This window comes from uncultured Friedmanniella sp., assembly GCF_964244005.1.
Taxonomy (GTDB): domain Bacteria; phylum Actinomycetota; class Actinomycetes; order Propionibacteriales; family Propionibacteriaceae; genus Microlunatus.
Genome location: NZ_CAXTHG010000037.1, coordinates 25,300 through 42,182 on the forward strand (window position 1 = coordinate 25,300; position 16,883 = coordinate 42,182).

General features: G+C 71.5%; 16 protein-coding genes and 1 pseudogene. 9 read left to right on the forward strand and 8 right to left on the reverse strand.

Annotated features, from left to right (window positions below; translation table 11 throughout):
- The first annotated feature begins 18 nt into the window (after positions 1-18).
- Both ACFE76_RS18365 and ACFE76_RS18370 read left to right on the forward strand, forming a co-directional pair.
- Entirely contained in the window at positions 19-495 is a 477-nt protein-coding gene (locus ACFE76_RS18365) for an NfeD family protein (protein ID WP_375433229.1), read from the forward strand.
- 96 nt (positions 496-591) lie between these two features.
- Positions 592-1,821 carry an SPFH domain-containing protein gene (locus ACFE76_RS18370; protein ID WP_375433246.1) on the forward strand — a complete coding sequence of 410 codons (1,230 nt, stop codon included), beginning with the start codon at positions 592-594 and terminating at the stop codon, positions 1,819-1,821.
- A gap of 155 nt (positions 1,822-1,976) precedes the next feature.
- On the opposite strand, the gene ACFE76_RS18375 is transcribed toward ACFE76_RS18370, so the two are convergent.
- Genes ACFE76_RS18375 through ACFE76_RS18385 form a run of 3 tightly spaced genes read right to left on the reverse strand, consistent with a single transcriptional unit; the run spans position 1,977 to position 3,715 of the window.
- Positions 1,977-2,531, reverse strand: coding sequence for a YbaK/EbsC family protein (locus tag ACFE76_RS18375; protein ID WP_375433230.1), 555 nt, complete (start codon positions 2,529-2,531; stop codon positions 1,977-1,979).
- A 9-nt stretch (positions 2,532-2,540) separates the two neighbouring features.
- A complete protein-coding gene (locus ACFE76_RS18380; RefSeq protein WP_375433231.1) occupies positions 2,541-3,104 on the reverse strand; it encodes a hypothetical protein in 564 nt (187 codons plus the stop codon).
- A complete protein-coding gene (locus tag ACFE76_RS18385; RefSeq protein WP_375433232.1) occupies positions 3,101-3,715 on the reverse strand; it encodes a SatD family protein in 615 nt (204 codons plus the stop codon). The genes ACFE76_RS18380 and ACFE76_RS18385 overlap by 4 nt, the downstream gene beginning before the upstream one ends.
- A gap of 138 nt (positions 3,716-3,853) precedes the next feature.
- Between ACFE76_RS18385 and ACFE76_RS18390 the strand changes: the two are divergent.
- A pseudogene (locus tag ACFE76_RS18390) lies at positions 3,854-4,639 on the forward strand (TrmH family RNA methyltransferase); the annotation flags it as partial.
- 77 nt (positions 4,640-4,716) lie between these two features.
- Here the strand turns inward: ACFE76_RS18390 and def are convergent.
- Complete coding sequence (def, locus tag ACFE76_RS18395) at positions 4,717-5,310, reverse strand: peptide deformylase (protein ID WP_375433233.1); 594 nt, start codon at positions 5,308-5,310, stop codon at positions 4,717-4,719.
- Between the two features lie 63 nt (positions 5,311-5,373).
- Between def and ACFE76_RS18400 the strand changes: the two genes are divergently transcribed.
- Positions 5,374-6,321: a tyrosine recombinase XerC gene (locus ACFE76_RS18400; protein WP_375433234.1), complete on the forward strand. Its 948-nt coding sequence runs from the start codon at positions 5,374-5,376 to the stop codon at positions 6,319-6,321.
- Positions 6,322-6,326: 5 nt separating this feature from the next.
- On the opposite strand, the gene ACFE76_RS18405 is transcribed toward ACFE76_RS18400, so the two are convergent.
- From ACFE76_RS18405 to ACFE76_RS18420, 4 genes are all read right to left on the reverse strand, one after another.
- Positions 6,327-7,334: a peptidoglycan DD-metalloendopeptidase family protein gene (locus ACFE76_RS18405; protein WP_375433235.1), complete on the reverse strand. Its 1,008-nt coding sequence runs from the start codon at positions 7,332-7,334 to the stop codon at positions 6,327-6,329.
- A 120-nt stretch (positions 7,335-7,454) separates the two neighbouring features.
- Positions 7,455-8,432, reverse strand: coding sequence for a glycoside hydrolase family 43 protein (locus tag ACFE76_RS18410; protein WP_375433236.1), 978 nt, complete (start codon positions 8,430-8,432; stop codon positions 7,455-7,457).
- Complete coding sequence (locus ACFE76_RS18415) at positions 8,429-10,687, reverse strand: family 43 glycosylhydrolase (protein ID WP_375433237.1); 2,259 nt, start codon at positions 10,685-10,687, stop codon at positions 8,429-8,431. Before ACFE76_RS18415 ends, ACFE76_RS18410 begins: the two co-directional genes overlap by 4 nt.
- 212 nt (positions 10,688-10,899) lie before the next feature.
- Positions 10,900-11,922, reverse strand: coding sequence for a LacI family DNA-binding transcriptional regulator (locus ACFE76_RS18420; protein WP_375433238.1), 1,023 nt, complete (start codon positions 11,920-11,922; stop codon positions 10,900-10,902).
- Between the two features lie 135 nt (positions 11,923-12,057).
- Between ACFE76_RS18420 and ACFE76_RS18425 the strand changes: the two genes are divergently transcribed.
- The 5 genes from ACFE76_RS18425 to ACFE76_RS18445 form a co-directional block, all read left to right on the forward strand.
- Complete coding sequence (locus ACFE76_RS18425) at positions 12,058-13,404, forward strand: ABC transporter substrate-binding protein (RefSeq protein WP_375433239.1); 1,347 nt, start codon at positions 12,058-12,060, stop codon at positions 13,402-13,404.
- 2 nt (positions 13,405-13,406) lie between these two features.
- On the forward strand, positions 13,407-14,345 hold the full coding sequence (locus ACFE76_RS18430; RefSeq protein ID WP_375433240.1) for a carbohydrate ABC transporter permease: 939 nt from the start codon (positions 13,407-13,409) through the stop codon (positions 14,343-14,345).
- Positions 14,345-15,256 (forward strand): carbohydrate ABC transporter permease, encoded by a 912-nt coding sequence (locus tag ACFE76_RS18435; protein ID WP_375433241.1) that lies wholly within the window; start codon positions 14,345-14,347, stop codon positions 15,254-15,256. Before ACFE76_RS18430 ends, ACFE76_RS18435 begins: the two co-directional genes overlap by 1 nt.
- Positions 15,253-16,335, forward strand: a complete 1,083-nt coding sequence (locus ACFE76_RS18440; RefSeq protein WP_375433242.1) for a family 43 glycosylhydrolase — start codon at positions 15,253-15,255, stop codon at positions 16,333-16,335. The genes ACFE76_RS18435 and ACFE76_RS18440 overlap by 4 nt, the downstream gene beginning before the upstream one ends.
- Positions 16,336-16,765: 430 nt before the next feature.
- Positions 16,766-16,883: 30S ribosomal protein S2 (locus tag ACFE76_RS18445; protein WP_375433247.1), on the forward strand; the 118-nt coding region annotated here is incomplete at its 3' end.

Below are 16,883 nucleotides of genomic sequence, written 5' to 3' on the forward strand. Positions count from 1 at the left end.
CGAGGCCCGGGGGGCACCATGGAGGTGAACTTGACCGACTGGCTGGGCGACCACGCCTGGGCGATCTGGCTGAGCCTCGCCTTCCTGCTGGCCGTCGCGGAGATCGTGTCGCTGGACCTCGTGCTGATCATGCTCGCGGTCGGCGCGTTGGCCGGCAGCCTCGTCGCCGTCGCCGCGCCTGACCTGTGGTGGCTGCAGGTGCTGACCGCGGCCGGGGTCAGTGTGGGCATGCTGTCGCTGCTCCGGCCCTCACTGCTCGCCAAGGTCAAGAACATGCCCGGCTACCGCTCCTCGACCGCGAAGATGGTCGGCAGCTCAGGCGTCGCCCTGTCTCAGATCGACCGTTCCGGCGGCGAGATCAAGGTCGACGGCCAGAGCTGGTCGGCACGGCCGTACTCGACCGACGTGGTGATCGACGCCGGCACCGACATCGAGGTCTACGAGATCGACGGAGCCATCGCGGTCGTCTATCCCAAGTACGGCCAGCTTCCCTAGCCAACTGCTGCAGGACGGTTCCGACCGATTGCCCTGATCACGGGGCACACTGGAGGAGTGGATACCGCCAGCTTGATCGTCCTGATCGCCGTCGTCGTGGCGCTGATCGCGTTCCTGAGCAACGCCGTGCGCGTCGTGCGCCAACAGCGCGTGGCCATCGTCGAACGGCTCGGAAAGTTCAACCGCACCCTTGAGCCGGGGCCGCACCTGCTGGTGCCGGTGCTGGACAAGGTGCGGCACAACCTCGACATGCGGGAGAACGTCGTCCCGTTCCCGCCGCAAGGGGTCATCACCGAGGACAACCTGATGGTCAGCATCGACTCGGTCATCTACTTCCAGATCATCGACCCGGTCCGGGCCGCCTACGAGGCGCAGGACTACATCAAGGCCATCGAGCAGCTGACCATGACCACGCTGCGCAACATCATCGGTGGGCTCGACCTCGAGCAGACGCTGACCAGCCGCGAAGAGATCAACCAGAAGCTCCGGATCGTGCTGGACGAGGCGACCGGCAAGTGGGGCATCAAGGTCAACCGGGTCGAGCTGCGAGCCATCGAGCCGCCGGCCACCATCCGCGACGCGATGGAGAAGGGCGCTCGCGCCGAGCGTGACAAGCGGGCCTCGATCCTGATCGCCGAGGGCCAGCGGCAGTCCCAGATCCTGTCCGCCGGCGGTGAGAAGGAGTCCGCGATCCTGCGAGCCCAGGGTGACCGCGAGGCCGCCGTGCTGCGCGCCCAGGCCGACCGGCAGGCGCAGATGCTGCGGGCTGAGGGTGAGGCGCAGGCCATCAGCACCGTCTTCGGCGCCATCCACGCCGGTCAGCCCGACCAGGCGCTGCTCGCCTACCAGTACATGCAGATGCTGCCGGCGCTCGCCAAGGGCGACGCCAACAAGGTCTGGATCGTGCCGTCCGAGTTGAACAAGGCGCTCGAGGGTCTGGGCAGCGCGGTCGGTTCGATCACCTCCGGCATCCCGGCGCAGGCCAAGGGCGACTTCGCGGCTCCGCCGAAGATCGACGTCCAGGGCGAGATCTCCGCGCAGAACGCCGTCGAGGCTGCCGCCGCCGAGCGCACCATCCAGGAGGCGATCGCCGCCGCCCAGCAGCTGGAGAAGCCCACCACGTACACGCCAGCGGCGCTGGAGACGGGCCCAGCCGGCGCACCGAGCAGCGAACCGGCCACCAGCGGGGCTGAGTTAAACGCGGCTGGGTCGAACGGGCCTGGGTCGAACGCGGCTGGGTCGAACGGGCCTGGGTCGAACGGGGCTGGGTCGAACGGGGCTGGGGCACCGGTTGGGCCTGACTACGCGGAGCCCGTCCAGCGGTAGCCCGCCCAGTGGTAGTGCCCCCGGCCGGCTCCTCGGAGTGTCCGGACCGTCGGCGACCACGACACGAGCTTGTCGGGATGCCGCAGTGCGGTGGGGACGGTGGAGGGCTCGCGGGTCGGGCCAGCGTCAGCCGACCCTCGATCGGGGGGGTTCACCTACCGCAGCAGGACTGATGGCGGCTGCCTCAGCTCGAGCACCTCGGCCCCGGGCAGCCGGCCGCAGTCGGTTCCGGCGACGAGCAGCTTGCTGCCGCGGCTCCCGCTGCCGACCACGACCCACGGGGTGGCGCCGACGGCGTCGTCGACCAGCAGCGGCCAGCCGGCGGGCAGCCCCACCGGGGTGATCCCGCCGTACGCCATCCCGGTCTGCGCGACCGCGTCGGCCATGCTGGCGAAGGAGATCTTTCGCACGTCCAGGTGGCGCCGGACCGTCTTGTTGATGTCCGCGCGGTCGGTGGCCAGCACCAGGCAGGCGGCGGTGGTGGTCGTCTCGCCACGTCGGCCGGCCACCACGACACAGTTGGCCGAGACCTCCAGCGGTACGTCGTACGCCGCACAGAACGCAGCGGTGTCAGCCAACGCCGCGTCGATCGGGGCGACGAAGCACTCCAGGTCGAGGTGGGCGAGGGCGGCGGCGACCGGGTCGGCGAGCAGCTCAGGGTGCTGGAGAGCCGGCTGCCAGGGGAGGCGGCCGAGAACGGGCGGAGTCACTCCGGCACTCTACGGACGGGTCAGCACGAGGGCGAGACCGGCGCAGGCCGCGGCCCAGCCGAGGCTGGTGAACGTCCCGATGATGAAGCGTTCGATGGCTCCGCTGTTCTGTCCGGCCTTCAGCTCGGGATAGCGCGCGAAGGCCTTCACGGCCACGATGGCGGCCATTCCCTCCGGCCAGCCCGCCGTGACGGTGGCCGTCATCACCAGTCGTTCGAGGGCCCCGATCCAGGTTCCGCCGCGCAGCACCGTCCGCTGCACCCGCGGGCCTTGCGCCCGCGACGAAGCGTCGGCCAGCGCGAGCACCGACGAGGTGACCGCTCCACCGCAGAGCACCGCAGCGAGCCCGGCGAGCCCGACTGCGGTCCACGACCAGGGCGCCGTCAGCGCCGGGCCGCTCGCGGCCAGCCAGCCGACGGCGGCGGTGGCGGCGACCTCGACCGCCACGACCCCGATCAGCACCCGGGTGCGCGTCAGCGGCGTCCGCGGTCGGTCGGCGGCCGTCCAGACCCAGACGCTCGCGAGGCTGAGCAGCAACCACACAGCGCAGGCCAGGCCCGGCAGAAGCGTCATCGGGTGACCGCCGGAGTCGTCGCGGCATCGTCGGCGCGACCCAGCAGCCGGGTCAGCACGGGCAGCGTCTGCTCCTCCAGGGCCCACGCCGCCGCGCGTAGCCGCTGACCGACCGCCTGTCGGCTGATGCCCAGAGCGGTCGCCACCTCGGCCTGGCTCGTCGCGGCGCGCATGGCGTCCACCGCCTCCCAACCCTGCGCGCTGCGTCGCTCGTGCGCCGCGAGCAGCAGTCGGAGCACCACAGCGGCGTCCTCGGCCTCGGTCGCGGTCGGGGCCGCCGACACGACGGCGAGATGGCTGGGCTCGCGCTTGGCCTGCTCGACCGCGGACCGGGCGGCGACGAAGGCGGGGCCGCGGGCGGACCGGGAGTCGGTGGGCAGCGGCCGTTCGACGGGACCGATCCCGAGGCCGAGGTGCCACTGTCGCGAACGCATGAGGATGAGGATGGCAGCCAACACTGACGATTCCTCCTGGACGGCACCCTGGAACTCGTCGCCGAGCGTCCGGGTGAAGGGGACCGCCGCCGCCACGTCGGCCAGCGAGGTCAACGCCTGGTCGACGAGGTCCGGCCGACGCCGTGAGGCGACCTGGTCAACCGTCAGTACGAACATTCGTCAAGCCTAGAGGCTTGATCTAGGCGAGCGCAAGCCTGTGTGCTTGACGGAAGTGTGGGCGCTGCGGCCGTGCGTGATGATGGTGGCGTGCCTCCTCCGGAACCGCCGGCCGGCCCCACCCGACCGCCGACGCGCGTGGAGCAGGCCGACGACCATCGGTTGTCGGACTACGTCCGGTTGCGCGAGACCTCGCTGCGCCGGTCGCTGGAGTCCGAGCAGGGCTTGTTCATCGCCGAGGGCGAGAAGGTGATCCGGCGGGCGGTGGAGGCTGGTTACCGGCCGCGCTCCTTCCTGCTCGCCGCACGCTGGCTGGCCGGGCTGGACGACGTGCTGCGTCGCTGGCCAGACGTCCCGGTCTACCTGGTGACCGAGGAGCTCGCCGAGCAGGTCACCGGCTTCCACGTCCACCGCGGCGCCCTCGCCTCGCTGCACCGAGAGGCTCGGCACGCCGTGCCGGAGCTGCTGGCGCTGACCCGGCTGGTGGTGTGCGAGGACATCGTCGACCACACCAATGTCGGAGCCGTGCTGCGCAACGCGGCGGGTCTGGGCTGGGACGGCGTGCTGCTGTCCCCCCGGGCCGCGGACCCGCTCTACCGGCGGTCGATCAAGGTCAGCATGGGATCAGTGTTCTCGCTGCCCTGGGCCCGGCTGGCCGACTGGCGCGCCGCTCCCGACCTGCTGCGTGCGGCCGGCTTCACCACCGTGGCCCTCACCTTGGCCGACGGCGCCGTCGACCTCGCCGAGGTGGCCGCCGACCTGGTCGCGCGTCCCCGCAAGGTGGCAGTGCTGGCGGGCACCGAGGGAGCAGGACTGTCGCCACGCTGGTCCTCAGGCGCGACGGTCCGCGCCCGGATCCCGATGGCGGCGGGCATCGACTCCCTCAACGTCGCGGCCGCGACGGCGATCGCCTGCTACGCCCTCGGACCCGCCGCAACGGTCGCTGCCCAGTCCTCGTCGTCGAGCCAGTCCTCGTCGTCGAGCCAGTCCTCGTCGTCGAGTCAGTCCTCGTCGTCGAGCTCGGCCGACCGCGGCGAGACGGGCCAGTCGTCGGGGTAGCAGTCGGCGAGGTCTTGGTGCAGCGCGTACAGCTTCTTGCGGGCGCGCCCAGACAGCCGGTCGCCGAAGACGGTGCCGTTCAGGTGGTCGGTCTCGTGCTGGAGGCAGCGCGCGAGCAGGCCTGTCCCCTGCACCTCCACCGGCTCGCCGAGGGCGTCCTGGCCGCGACAGACCGCGAAGTCGGGCCGGGCGAGCTCGATGTAAGCACCCGGCAGCGACAGACAACCTTCGTCGATCGTCTCCAGATGACGCTCCTTGCCCTCCGGCAGCTCGACCACCGGGTTGCAGACGACCCCGGAGTGCCGGACCTGGTCGTCGTCGGGGCAGTCGAAGACGAAGACCGCCAGATCGACCCCGACCTGGGTCGCGGCGAGCCCGACGCCCTCCGCGGCGTACATGGTGGCGAACATGTCGTCCACCAGCGACTGCAGGGTCTCGTCGAACTCGGTCACGGGCCGAGTGCGGCCGTGCATCACGGGCGTCCCCCACCGCGTGATGGGCAGGACCTGGCCACCGGTGGTCACTCTGGTTGTCACAGAGATCACGGTAGCGCGGAGTGGCAGCGCCGGGATCGAGCGCCCAGCGGTCAGCCTGGGAGGGTGGATACCGACCCGGACGACGCCGCGGACGGTCCGTTCGCCGCTCCGCTGGCGGACTACGCCCGGCACCTCGCGCTGCAGCGTGACCTGTCACCGCACACCGTCCGGGCCTACTGCTCCGACGTGTCCGGTCTGCTCCAGCACCTGCAGCGGCTCGGCCTGACCTCGTTGGAGGAGGTCACCGTCCGATCGCTGCGCAGCTGGCTGGCTCACGAGCAGACCCGCGGCCAGTCCCGGGCCACCCTGCAACGCCGGTCGGCAGCGGCGCGGGTGTTCTTCGACTGGGCCGCCCGGTCCGGTCGGGTGCCGACCGACCCCGCCCGCAGCCTGCGTTCGCCTCGGTCGGCCCGCGCCCTGCCGCCGACGCTCGGGCAGCACGAGGCGGTGCAGATGCTGGACGTCGCCGGGGGCGGGACCGCGGACGGGTCGCCGGCGTCGGCGGCGTTGGGGCTGCGGGACGTCGCGATGCTCGAGACCCTCTACGCCACCGGCATCCGGGTCGCCGAGCTCTGCGGTCTGGACGTCGACGACATCGACGGCGAGCGTCGTTTGCTGCGGGTGCTGGGCAAGGGCCGGAAGGAACGGTCCGTACCGGCCGGAGCCCCGGCGTTCCGGGCCGTCGACGCCTGGCTGACCGACGGTCGCCCAACGGTCGCGGTGGCCGGCTCGGGTCCCGCCGTCTTCCTCGGGGCCCGCGGACTGCGGATCGACCAGCGGGTGGTCCGCCGCGTCGTGCATCGAGCACTCGGCCGCGTGGACGGGGCGCCCGACCTCGGCCCGCACGGACTGCGGCACGCCATGGCCACCCACCTGCTCGAAGGCGGCGCCGACCTGCGCAGCGTGCAGGAGATGCTCGGCCACGCCTCGCTCGCGACCACCCAGATCTACACCCACGTCACCGACGAGCGACTGCGTCAGGCCTACCAGCAGGCCCACCCCCGCGCCTGAGGTCCTCACGGTGAGAACCAGGTCATCGGGTTGGTCAGGCCGCCGTCGAGCCAGACCATCAGGTGCAGGTGGCAGCCGGTGGCGTAGCCGGTCTGGCCCACGTAGCCGAGCAGCTCGCCCTTGGCGAGGCGCTGTCCGGGACGGACGACGTAGCCCGCGGCGTGGTTGTACCCCGTGACGACCTGACGGCCGTCGACCCGGCCGTGGTCGAGGAAGAGCCGGTTCCCGTAACCGGCGCTGCGGGTCTCGCCGGTCACCCGACCCGCGGCGGGAGCGCGGATGGGTGTCCCGCAGGCCGCCCCGAGGTCGGTGCCGTCGTGCAGCTTCCAGACGTGCAGCACCGGATGCAGGCGGAGTCCGAACGCGGACGTGATCGGACCCGGCACGGGATCCTCGAAGCCGTGCCGGCCGCCGGGGCCCATCACCCAGCCGGCGCCCAGCCCGGCGGTGGCCGCGGCCGCCAACCGGGCCCGTTCCGCCGCCTCGCGCTGCACCGCCGCGCGGTCGGCGGCCGCCAGCAGCCGGACCCCGCCGCCCGCGCCGACCAGCAGCAGCGGGTCGAGGTAGTCCTCACCCGCGCGGAGCCCCCAGTGCAGGCAGCTGCGAGCGCAGTGCCCGCCGGCGCCGAGCACGCCGAGCGGGTCGCCGGCGCCCACCCGTTGACCCACCCCGACCTGCGCGGCCACCGGCTCGTACGTCGTGCGCACCGCGCCGTGGTCGACCACGACCACGCCCCGGCCCGCGACGAGACCGGCGAAGCTCACCGTGCCGGCCGCGGCCGCCAGCACCGGAGTGCCGCGGGCCGCGGCCAGGTCGACGCCGCGGTGCCCCGGTCCGTAGCGGGTGCGGGGCGGCTCGAAGCCGCGCAGCACCTGCGGCGACCCCGGCAGCGGCCAGCGGCCCCGAGGCAGCGTCGGCGCCGCCGAGGCCGGCGTCGCGGCCGCCAGCAGCGCCGCCAGCACCAGTGCGAAGGCGAGCAGGCAGAGCCAGCCGCCGGAGGAGGAACGTCTCACGGCTGAGAGTCTCCGGACGTCGGGGCCCGGTGTGCCGCTTCCGCCTCGGCCTGTGGACGACGCACGCGCAGCTCGCTGGCTGTGGACAACCCCGGACCGCTCCAGGCCCCGCGACCGGTCTCAGCTGGGGCGCTGCTGCTCGGTCCAGGTCGGTCCACGGGTGGTCGGTCCGGCGTCGGACCAAGACAGCGCGTCAATGCACATCCAGCGTCGCGACATCGCCTCGTCCCAGGCGTGGTACACGAGCACGTCGGTGCCGCCGAAGGTCGTCACCACGCTGTTGTGCCCCGGCCCGCGGACGTGGCCGGGCACCGTGGCCAGCAGCCGCGGAGCGCCGACGGTCTCGGTCCAGGGTCCGAGCGGGTGGTCCGCCCGGGCCCAGCCCACGCCGTAGCCCTCACCGAGGTAGGACCCGCCGGAGTAGAGGCAGTAGTAGACGCCGTCGTGCTCGCGGACCGTCGGCCCCTCCAGCGTGTGCCAGTCCACGACGCGGTCGTAGATCGCCCGTTGCCGCTCGAAGATCTGCCAGTCGGCGCTGGGGGCGAGCACGGGTCGCGGAGGCCCGGCCCACGAGGTCATCGTAGCCAGCGGCGCCACCGCCAGCTGGGTGCCGACCCGTTCGCCGTCCAGCACGTCGCGGGCGTAGTAGAGGTACCAGCGGCCGTCGAGGTCGCGGAACGGGTGCGGGTCGATCGCGAACGTCTCGTCCGGGGTCAGGTTGACGCCGGTGTCACGGAACGGCCCCAGCGGCCCCTCGGCCCGCGCCACCCGGAGCTGGTGACCCCGGTCCCCGTGCCCGACCGAGTAGTACATCCACCAGCCTCGGTCGGCGTGCACCACTTCCGGCGCCCAGTAGTCGCTGCCCAGCTCGGCCGGGGGCAGCTCGAGCGACCCACCCACCGACGTCCAGCTGACGAGGTCGGAGGACGACAGGACCCGGAACGCACGTCCGTCCACCTGGTCACCGGTGCCGTAGGCGAGGTAGCGGTCCTCCCAGCGCAACACGAACGGATCGGCGAAGTAGCCGTCGTAGACCGGGTTGCGGTAGCGGCGGCGGCTCCTGTTCCCGTCGGACCGACGCCCGTTCGGGCCGGTCACCGGTAGAGGCGGAGGTAGTCGAAGCGGGCCGTCGCCCCGGCCCCGCCGTGGGAGACGAGCCCGACTCGGACGTCAGCGCCGGCTGGCAGGGTCCAGACGCCGCCCTTGACCCAGGTCCGGCCGTTCCGGCTGCTCCAGGCGCGCAGCTCGTGCTCCCCGTTGGCCGGGTCGACCATGTGCGTGAGGCGCAGCCAGGTGGTGGCGGCCGGTGGGCCGACGATCGTGCCGCCGTAGGACAGCCGGCCGGCGTACGGCATCTCGTGGCCGAACTCGGTCTGCCGGGTCCGCTCGATGGCCACCGTCGACAGCCGGGCGAACTCGTCGTCGTCGACGTAGGCGATCAGCCCGGCCTGGGAGTAGTTACGGACCGTGTCGACCCCCAGGTCGGTCGTCACCTTGGTCTGGACGGTCCACGCGCCCGCGCCGGGGGAGCGCAGCAGGACACCGGCGTTGTTGCCGTCCCCGGTGAGGTCGGCCGCCTCGGTGGGCCAGCGGAGCCTGCCGTTGGTCACCGTAGCCGCCGCGTCCTCGCGCACCCAGCTCCAGCCTGCGCCGACGGTGTCGCCGCTGAACTCATCGCTCGCCGCACGGTCCAGCCGGTGCGGCACCCGATCACCGACGAGGTGCCGGACGGGGGTGGCCGCGGGCAGGGCGCTCAGGTTGTCGACCTCCACCCCCGCTCCCGCTGCGTACGCCCCACCGGAACGGACGGAACCGGTCGCGCCGCGTAGTGACGTCTTCGTGACGGCCACTGGGTCACCCAACCGGGCCGCGGAAACCTCCGCGACGGCGCGACCAGCGCGCACCTCGAGAGAGAGCGCGTGCCAGCTGCTGGCAGTACCGGCCGGCAGCGGTCGCGTGGTCGAGGTCAGCACGTGGCCGCGTCGGGTCTGGCTGAGGGTCAGCCGGTGACGACGGGGGTCGACCACCGCCCGGACCCGGGTGCCGCCGACGGTGGCCTGCACCCCGTAGCGGGCGCCGGCCGAACGCAGGTCGGCCTCGACCCGCACGCTCGCCTTCGCCGGACCGGTCGACGTCAGGGTGCCGGCGGTGACCGACCGGGCCAGCGCTCCGGACTGGTCGTCGGTCGCTGTGGCCCAGCGGCCGGTGGTGGCGTAGGAGCGGGGGATACCGGCGCTGAGGTCGGTGACGCTCGCGCCGTCGGTGGCGGGTCCGCGCTGCTGCCGCTCGCTCGGGCCACGGCCGGCGCGGACTGCCGGCCATCCGTTCACCCAGTCGAGCCGGTCCATCAGCATCGGCCGCTCGTTGATGCCGTCGGTGTCGTTGAGGTACGGGTCGGCCCGGTCGATGCCGTGGTAGACGATCCAGTCCTGGCCGGCGCGGTCGCTGACCACCGCGTTGTGGCCGGTACCGACCCACGCGTTCCCGTTCTGGACCAGCGTCGGGGTGCCGCCGGCGCGGGAGGCGGTGAGCGCGACCCCCTGGGCGTCGACGTAGGGGCCGGTCACCGAGCGCGAGCGGCCGACCTGGACGCTGTAGCCGGTCGTCGGGCCGGCGCAGCAGTTGGCGGTCGAGGCGAACAGGTACCACCAGCCGCCGCGGTGCACGGGGTAGGCGCCCTCGAACTTGTCGCTGATCGCCACCTGGGTCGGTGTGCCCACGGCCTCGCGGCCGTCCGCGCTCAGCCGAACCGCGGAGATGCCGCCGTAGTAGGAGCCGTAGAACAGCCACTGGCTGCCGCCGGTGTCGGTCACGGCTGCCGGGTCGAAGGTCCAGAGATCGCTGTCCGCGCCGCTGGGGCCGCGACGCGGGCTGACCACCGGCGCGCCGCTGTCGGTCCACGGTCCGGTCGGGGTGGGTGCGGTGGCCATCCCGATCGCGCTGTCGTTCCGCTCGGGGGTGAGGAGGGTAGCGGTGACGACGTAGTACATCCGGTACTCGCCGTCGACGTAGCGGACGTCCGGGGCCCACAGCGAGGCGTCCACGTCGGCCCACGACGGAACGTTGCCGAGGGTGAAGGCGTCCTCCTCGTGGGTCCAGTGCACGAGGTCGGTGGAGCGCGCAACCGGGATCCTGCTGGTGTACGCGAACTCGTACAGCGGGTCGGAGGTGCCGTAGGCGTACCAGGCGCCGTCCAGCCCGCGGACCAGCGACGGGTCGGCGAAGGTGTCGGCGAAAGAGCGCGAGATCGGGTTGGTGTACGGCGCTCGCACCACCGCCGCCCGCGCGTCGGCGGGGGGCGTCGGCCCTGCTGAGGCGGGGGCCGCGAGGGTGGCCCCGAGCAGCCCCAGCACGCCGACGGCGGCGGCCGCGGCTCGCCGTGGGGACGTAGCCCGTGGGGTCCTGCGGTCGGCGAATCGTCGAACGGGCGGCGCAGGACGTCTCGGGCGTGGGCGCATCAGGATCCTGTCGTCGGTGACGGAACGGCCTCCTCGTTATACCCCGGCTCTTGCAACGATGTAAAGAAGGGCGCAGTTGCCGCAGTGACCCAGGGCAGGGCGCGGGCTCAGCCGCCGCTGCTGCCCCGGACCAGCAGCTGGTGGGCCACGGTGACCTCCTCGGCGGGGGCCTGCGGACCTGGTCGCAGCCGAGCCGCCAGCCGCGCCACCGCCTGCCGCGCGATCTCGGCCTTGTCGGGCGCGACCGTGGTGAGCTCAGGCCGGTGGTAGCGACTTTCCTCGATGTCGTCGAAGCCGGCGACGGCGATGTCGTCGGGGACGACGACGCCCTCGTCAGCCAGCGTGCGCAGCACCCCCAGGGCCAGCAGGTCGTTCAGGCAGAAGATCGCGTCCGGCCGGTCGGGCCGGTCCAGGAGCGTCCGGGCCGCCTCGGCTCCGGCCGGTCGCCGCCACTGCCTCACCGGCACCACCAGGCTCGGGTCGTACGTCAGCCCGGCCTCAGTCAGGGCCGTCCGGTAGCCCGCGAGGCGGAGTCGGGCGGTGTGCCCGTACGGCGGTCCCTGCGATCCGACCACCGCGATCCTGGTCCGGCCGCGGGCGATCAGGTGTTCGGTGAGCTCACGGGCGGCGGTCTCGTTGTCGATGGCGACGTGGTCGGCCGAGCCCGAGCCGAACCGTTCCCCGAGCAGCACCAGCGGGACGGCGGACGCGCCCTGGTCGAGGTCGGACTCGTGCAGGGCGAGCGGGCTGAGCAGCGCGCCGTCGATCATTGATCCCCGGATGCCTGCGACCACGGCCCGTTCACGGTCGCGGTCACCGCCGGTCTCGTCGATCAGCACAGTCCAGCCCACCTCGATCGCCGCCCGGACGACGTGGGAGGCCAGCTCGGAGAAGTAGGGCGCGTCCAGCTCGGGCACGGCCAGGGCGATCACCCCGGTCCGACCGCTGCGCAGGTGCCGGGCGCTGAGGTTGGGCTGGTAGCCGAGCTCGTCCAGCACGCTCTGCACCCGGGCCCGGGTCGAGTCGCGGACGTAGGGGAAGTCGTTGACCACGTTCGAGACCGTCTTCACCGAGACCCCGGCGCGGTCAGCGACGTCTTTCAGCCGCGTCGGCGGGCGCCCTGGGCTCACGCGAGCACCGTAGCAGCGCTGGCGGTGGCCGGGCCGTGTCCGGCAGGCCGTACGGGGGGTGCGTGGCGCATTTTCTTTCATCGTTGTAAGGTCGCGGCAGGCTGAACACCGATCTCTCCCAGAAAGCGAGTCGAGATGACGACGACGTCTTCCAGCGCCCTGACCCGGCGATCCTTCATGGCCCTGACCGGCCTGGCCGGGACCGGGCTGGCTCTGACCGCCTGCGGCGGCGGCACCAAGGTCGGCGCCGGCCAAGCCGAGGCCCCCGACACCGGCTCCGGCGGGACCGAGTACACCGGCCCGGCCGTCGAGCTGGCGTTCTGGAACGGCTTCACCGGCGGCGACGGCGACGTGATCAAGAAGATCGTCAGCGAGTTCAACGCCCAGGCGACGAACGTCAAGGTGACGATGAACATCTACCAGTGGGCGGACCTGTTCCAGAAGCTGCCCGCCGCCGTCACCACCGGCAAGGGCCCCGACGTCGGCTGTCTGCACATCGACGACATCCCCACCAACGCGGCCCGCAACATCATCGCGCCGATCGACCAGGTCGCGACCGCCCTGAAGCTGCAGGAGTCCGACTTCTCCCCGGCCGTCTGGCAGGGCGGGGTCTACAAGGGCCAGCGCTTCGGCATCCCGCTGGACATCCACCCGCTCGCCTTCTACTGGAACAAGGACGTGGTCAGCAAGGCCGGACTCGACCCCGAGAAGCCGCCGACGACCAAGGACGACTACGAAGCCGCCCTGGAGCAGATGAAGGGCAAGGGCATCCAGGGCTTCTGGGTCTCCCCGTTCCAGTTCACCGGCGGGTTCACGTTCCAGTCCCTGATGTGGCAGTACGGCGCCGAGCCCTTCAGCGAGGACCTGTCCAAGGCGACGTTCGACGCCGACGGCTCGATCCAGGCGCTGCAGTGGCTGGTCGACATGATCAACAAGGGCTACAGCCCCAAGAACGTCGGCCAGGACGCGGACTACATCGCGCTCAAGAACAGCAAGAACGCGTTCAACTGGAACGGCATCTGGCAGATCAACGACCTCAAGGCCCAGAGCACGATCGAGTGGGGTGTCGCGCCCGTGCCGCAGATCGGCAGCGAGAAGGGCGTCTGGGGCAACTCGCACCAGTTCGTCCAGCTGCGCCAGATCAAGCCCGACCAGAACAAGCTGGACGCCTCCCGCTACTTCATCAACTGGGTCAGCCAGCGGTCGGCCGAGTGGGCCACCAGCGGCAAGATCCCGGCCAAGAAGAGCGTCGCCGAGAGTCCGGAGTTCAAGGCCCTGAAGGAGGAGTACTCCCTGGCCCCCGAGGCCGAGTACGTGCACTTCCCGCCGGCCGTGCCGGGCATCGGTGACGCGCTCGCCGAGCTGTACACCGCCGTCAACTCCGCGGTGCTGCTCAAGGCCACGCCGCAAGCCGCACTCGCCGCGGGTGCGGCGAAGGCGACCCAGATCCTGCAGTCCAACCAGAAGAAGTACGGCGGCTAGGCATGGCCATCCAGTCTGACCCGCAAGTCGTCGCGGTGGCGGCGGCCCGCGGGGCTACGCGACGTACGCCCGCGCGGCGGCAGGAGGGGCTGGTCGCCTACCTCTTCTTGGCGCCGTACCTCGTGCTGTTCCTCGGCTTCATCGCCGCGCCGGCGGTCTTCGGGATCTGGATCAGCCTGCACGACTACGACTTCGCGCTCTTCGACAAGCCGTGGGTCGGGCTCCAGAACTACGTCGACCTGTTCACGCCGAGCTCGCGTGACTTCGGGGACTTCTGGCAGTCCATGAAGGCCACGGGCATCTTCGTGCTGTTCAGCGTGCCGTGCCTGGTGGTGCTTCCGCTGGGGATCTCGCTGCTGCTCAACCGGTCGTTCCCGGGGCGCACCTTCTTCCGGGCGGTGTTCTTCCTGCCGTACGTGCTGGGTGTCGCCGTCATCGGGCTGCTCTTCCGCTACATGCTCGACCCCAACATCGGCGTCGTGAACTACTTCCTCGGCCGCACCATCCCGTGGACGACCGACCTGCCGTGGGCCTGGATCAGCCTCGTCGGGATGACGGTCTGGTGGACCCTCGGCTTCAACGCGCTGATCTACCTCGCCGGCCTGACCGACATCTCCCCCGAGCTGTACGAGGCCGCCGACATGGACGGGGCGAACCGCTGGCAGCAGTTCCGCAACGTGACCCTGCCCGGTCTCAGCCCGGTAGCCGTGTTCGTCATCACCACCACGATCCTGGCGTCGGCGAACATGTTCGGGCAGTCCTACATCTTGACCAAGGGCGCCCCGGGGACGGCGACGCGGACCGTGATCGGCTACATCGCCGACGAGGGTCTGCGGAGCTTCCGGATGGGCTCCGCCGCCGCCATGAGCTACGTGCTCGCGGTGATCCTGTTGATCATCAGCGTGATCAACTTCCGCGTGCTGCAGAGGCGGGACAGCTGATGAGCACCGCGGTCTCCGCCGGTTCGACCCCGGCCACCACCTCCGCCGCGCCCGTCTCCAAGCGCGGTCGCGGCGGCCGGAACGGCACCCCGATGACCAAGCTCCTCTTCGCCCTGACCCTGGGGATCTTGACCCTGGTCTTCCTGGGCCCGCTGGTGTGGATGTTCCTGACCTCGTTCAAGACCCCGGACGGCGCGACGGCGATCCCGCCGCGCTGGATCCCCGACCCGGCGACCACCGCGGGTTACACGCCGCTGCTCAACACCTCGAGCGAGACCCCGGTGATCCGGTGGTTCATCAACAGCCTGGTGGCGGGGGCTGCGAACGCCGTGCTCGTGACCGCCACGGCCGCTCTCGCCGCGTACGCACTGGCCCGGCTGGACTTCCCGGGCAAGAAGGTGGTCTTCGCGGCCATCATCGGCACGCTGTTCATCCCGGGGTTCCTCTTCCTGATCCCGAACTACATCATCGTCAACTCCCTCGGCTGGCTCGACACGTTGTGGGCGGTGATCGTGCCGGGCGCCGGCAGCGCCTTCGGGGTGTTCTTCCTGCGCCAGTTCTTCCTGTCGCTGCCGATCGAGCTGGAGGAAGCGGCCGCGATCGACGGCGCCGGCCTGTGGTCCACGTTCATCAGGGTGGTGATCCCGCTGTCCAAACCTGGGCTGGCGACGCTGCTGGTGCTGTCCTTCCTGACCAACTACAACGACTTCCTCTGGCCGGTGTTCGTGCTGTTCAGCCCGAGCAACCTGACCCTGCCGGCCGGGCTGTCGATCCTGCAGGGTGCCTTCACGATCAACTACCCGGTGGTGATGGCCGGTGCGGCGATCGCCAGCATCCCGGCGATCGTGCTGTTCATCCTGGCCCAGCGCTCGATCGTCGAGGGCGTCTCCCGCAGCGGCCTCAAGGGGTGAGGCGACTCGTCGCGGTGGTCGTCCTCGCCCTCGGACTGCTGCTGGCCGGCTGTTCGTCGGGCCCGTCGCCCTCCGGTGAGCCTCCGGTCGCGGCCCCCGCCTCCTCGGCGGCCGGGGCCTCCTTCACCAACCCGGTCCTCGGTCAGGGGGCCGACCCGTTCCTGACCGTGGTCGACGGCCGCTACTACTACGTGCAGTCCTCGACCAGCGGCCAGGGCGTCACGCTGCGCTCGTCGACCTCGCTGACCACGCTCGCGTCAGCCCCGGCGAAGACGATCTTCACCGGTGGCGACGACGGATCGCCGTGCTGTGAGTGGTGGGCGCCCGAGCTGCACCAGATCGACGGCCGCTGGTACGTCTACGTCGCCGCCGACGACGGGGACAACGAGCACCACCGCTCGTACGTGCTCGAGTCCTCAGACATCGACGGCCCGTACACGTTCGCGGGCCGGCTGCGGCTGCCGGGTGACCGGTGGGCGATCGACTCGACGGTGTTCGCGGTGCCGGACGGTCGCTCCTACGTCTCCTGGTCGGGCTGGCCCGGGGCCAACAACGGTCAGCAGGACCTGTACCTCGCCGAGCTGGCCACGCCGACGACCACCAAGGGCAAGGCGGTGCTGGTCTCGAAGCCCGAGCTCGACTGGGAGACCAAGTCGGGCACGGTCGGGGTGCTGGTCAACGAGGGTCCGGCGGCGCTGGTCCGCGACGGCAAGGTCTTCCTCAGCTACTCCGGCTCGGGCTGCTGGACGCCCGACTACGCCCTCGGGCTGCTGACCGCCGACGCGTCAGCCAACCTGCTGGACCCGAAGACCTGGGCCAAGTCGCCCGAACCGGTCTTCGCCGGCAGCGAGGCGAGCGGTGAGTACGGCACCGGGCACAACAGCTTCTTCACCTCACCCGACGGCAGCCAGACCTGGTTCGCCTACCACGCCGTGACGACCCCGGAAGGCAGCTGCGGCGACGACCGCGAGGTCTACGTCCAGCCGCTCACCTTCGCCGACGACGGCACCCCGCAGTTCGGCGCCCCGTCCGGTCAGGAGACGGCCATCCCGCTGCCGGCGGGCGATCCCGGCTCTTGAGCCACACGCGTTCTGAGTAAGAGCTCAGCCATACGCGCCCCGAGCCTGTCGAGGTCTCCGAAGGGGTTGCGAGGACTCTCCCCGACGATGAGCGCAACCTCTTCGAGGCCTTCGACAAGCTCAGGGCGCGTGTGCCCGTGCCTGCACACATCTTCGGCCACCAGCAGGCGGCGAAGACGCGCGCTCGCTCAGGGCGCGGCGGTCCGTTCGGGCGCGAACCCGCCCGTTGCGCCGGTGTAACATGAGCCCAGCAACCCACCAGGGTTGACTTCGCATGTCCGCTCGCCGGCGTCAACGCCGGGCGACACCCCCGGTCTCGATCGTGTTCGAGCTGGTGTCGCGCGGACGTCAGGCGGCTCCGAACAGCTCGGAGCCGGACACAACCGCACGCCGGCGCCTCCGTGAGGGCCGGCAGGGAAGGAATACGGCCATGGCCGTCGTCACCACGCGCCAGCTCCTCGAGAGCGGCGTCCACTTCGGGCACCAGACCCGCCGCTGGAACCCCAAGATGAAGCGCTTCATCTTCACCGAGCGCAACGGCATCTACA

Excerpts from the sequence above, each read along its gene's own strand:
- ACFE76_RS18365 (WP_375433229.1), top strand. The coding sequence starts at position 19 with ATGGAGGTGAACTTGACCGACTGGCTGGGCGACCACGCCTGGGCGATC.
- ACFE76_RS18380 (WP_375433231.1), bottom strand. The coding sequence starts at position 3,104 with ATGACGCTTCTGCCGGGCCTGGCCTGCGCTGTGTGGTTGCTGCTCAGC.
- ACFE76_RS18385 (WP_375433232.1), bottom strand. The coding sequence starts at position 3,715 with ATGTTCGTACTGACGGTTGACCAGGTCGCCTCACGGCGTCGGCCGGAC.
- ACFE76_RS18425 (WP_375433239.1), top strand. The coding sequence starts at position 12,058 with ATGACGACGACGTCTTCCAGCGCCCTGACCCGGCGATCCTTCATGGCC.
- ACFE76_RS18430 (WP_375433240.1), top strand. The coding sequence starts at position 13,407 with ATGGCCATCCAGTCTGACCCGCAAGTCGTCGCGGTGGCGGCGGCCCGC.
- ACFE76_RS18435 (WP_375433241.1), top strand. The coding sequence starts at position 14,345 with ATGAGCACCGCGGTCTCCGCCGGTTCGACCCCGGCCACCACCTCCGCC.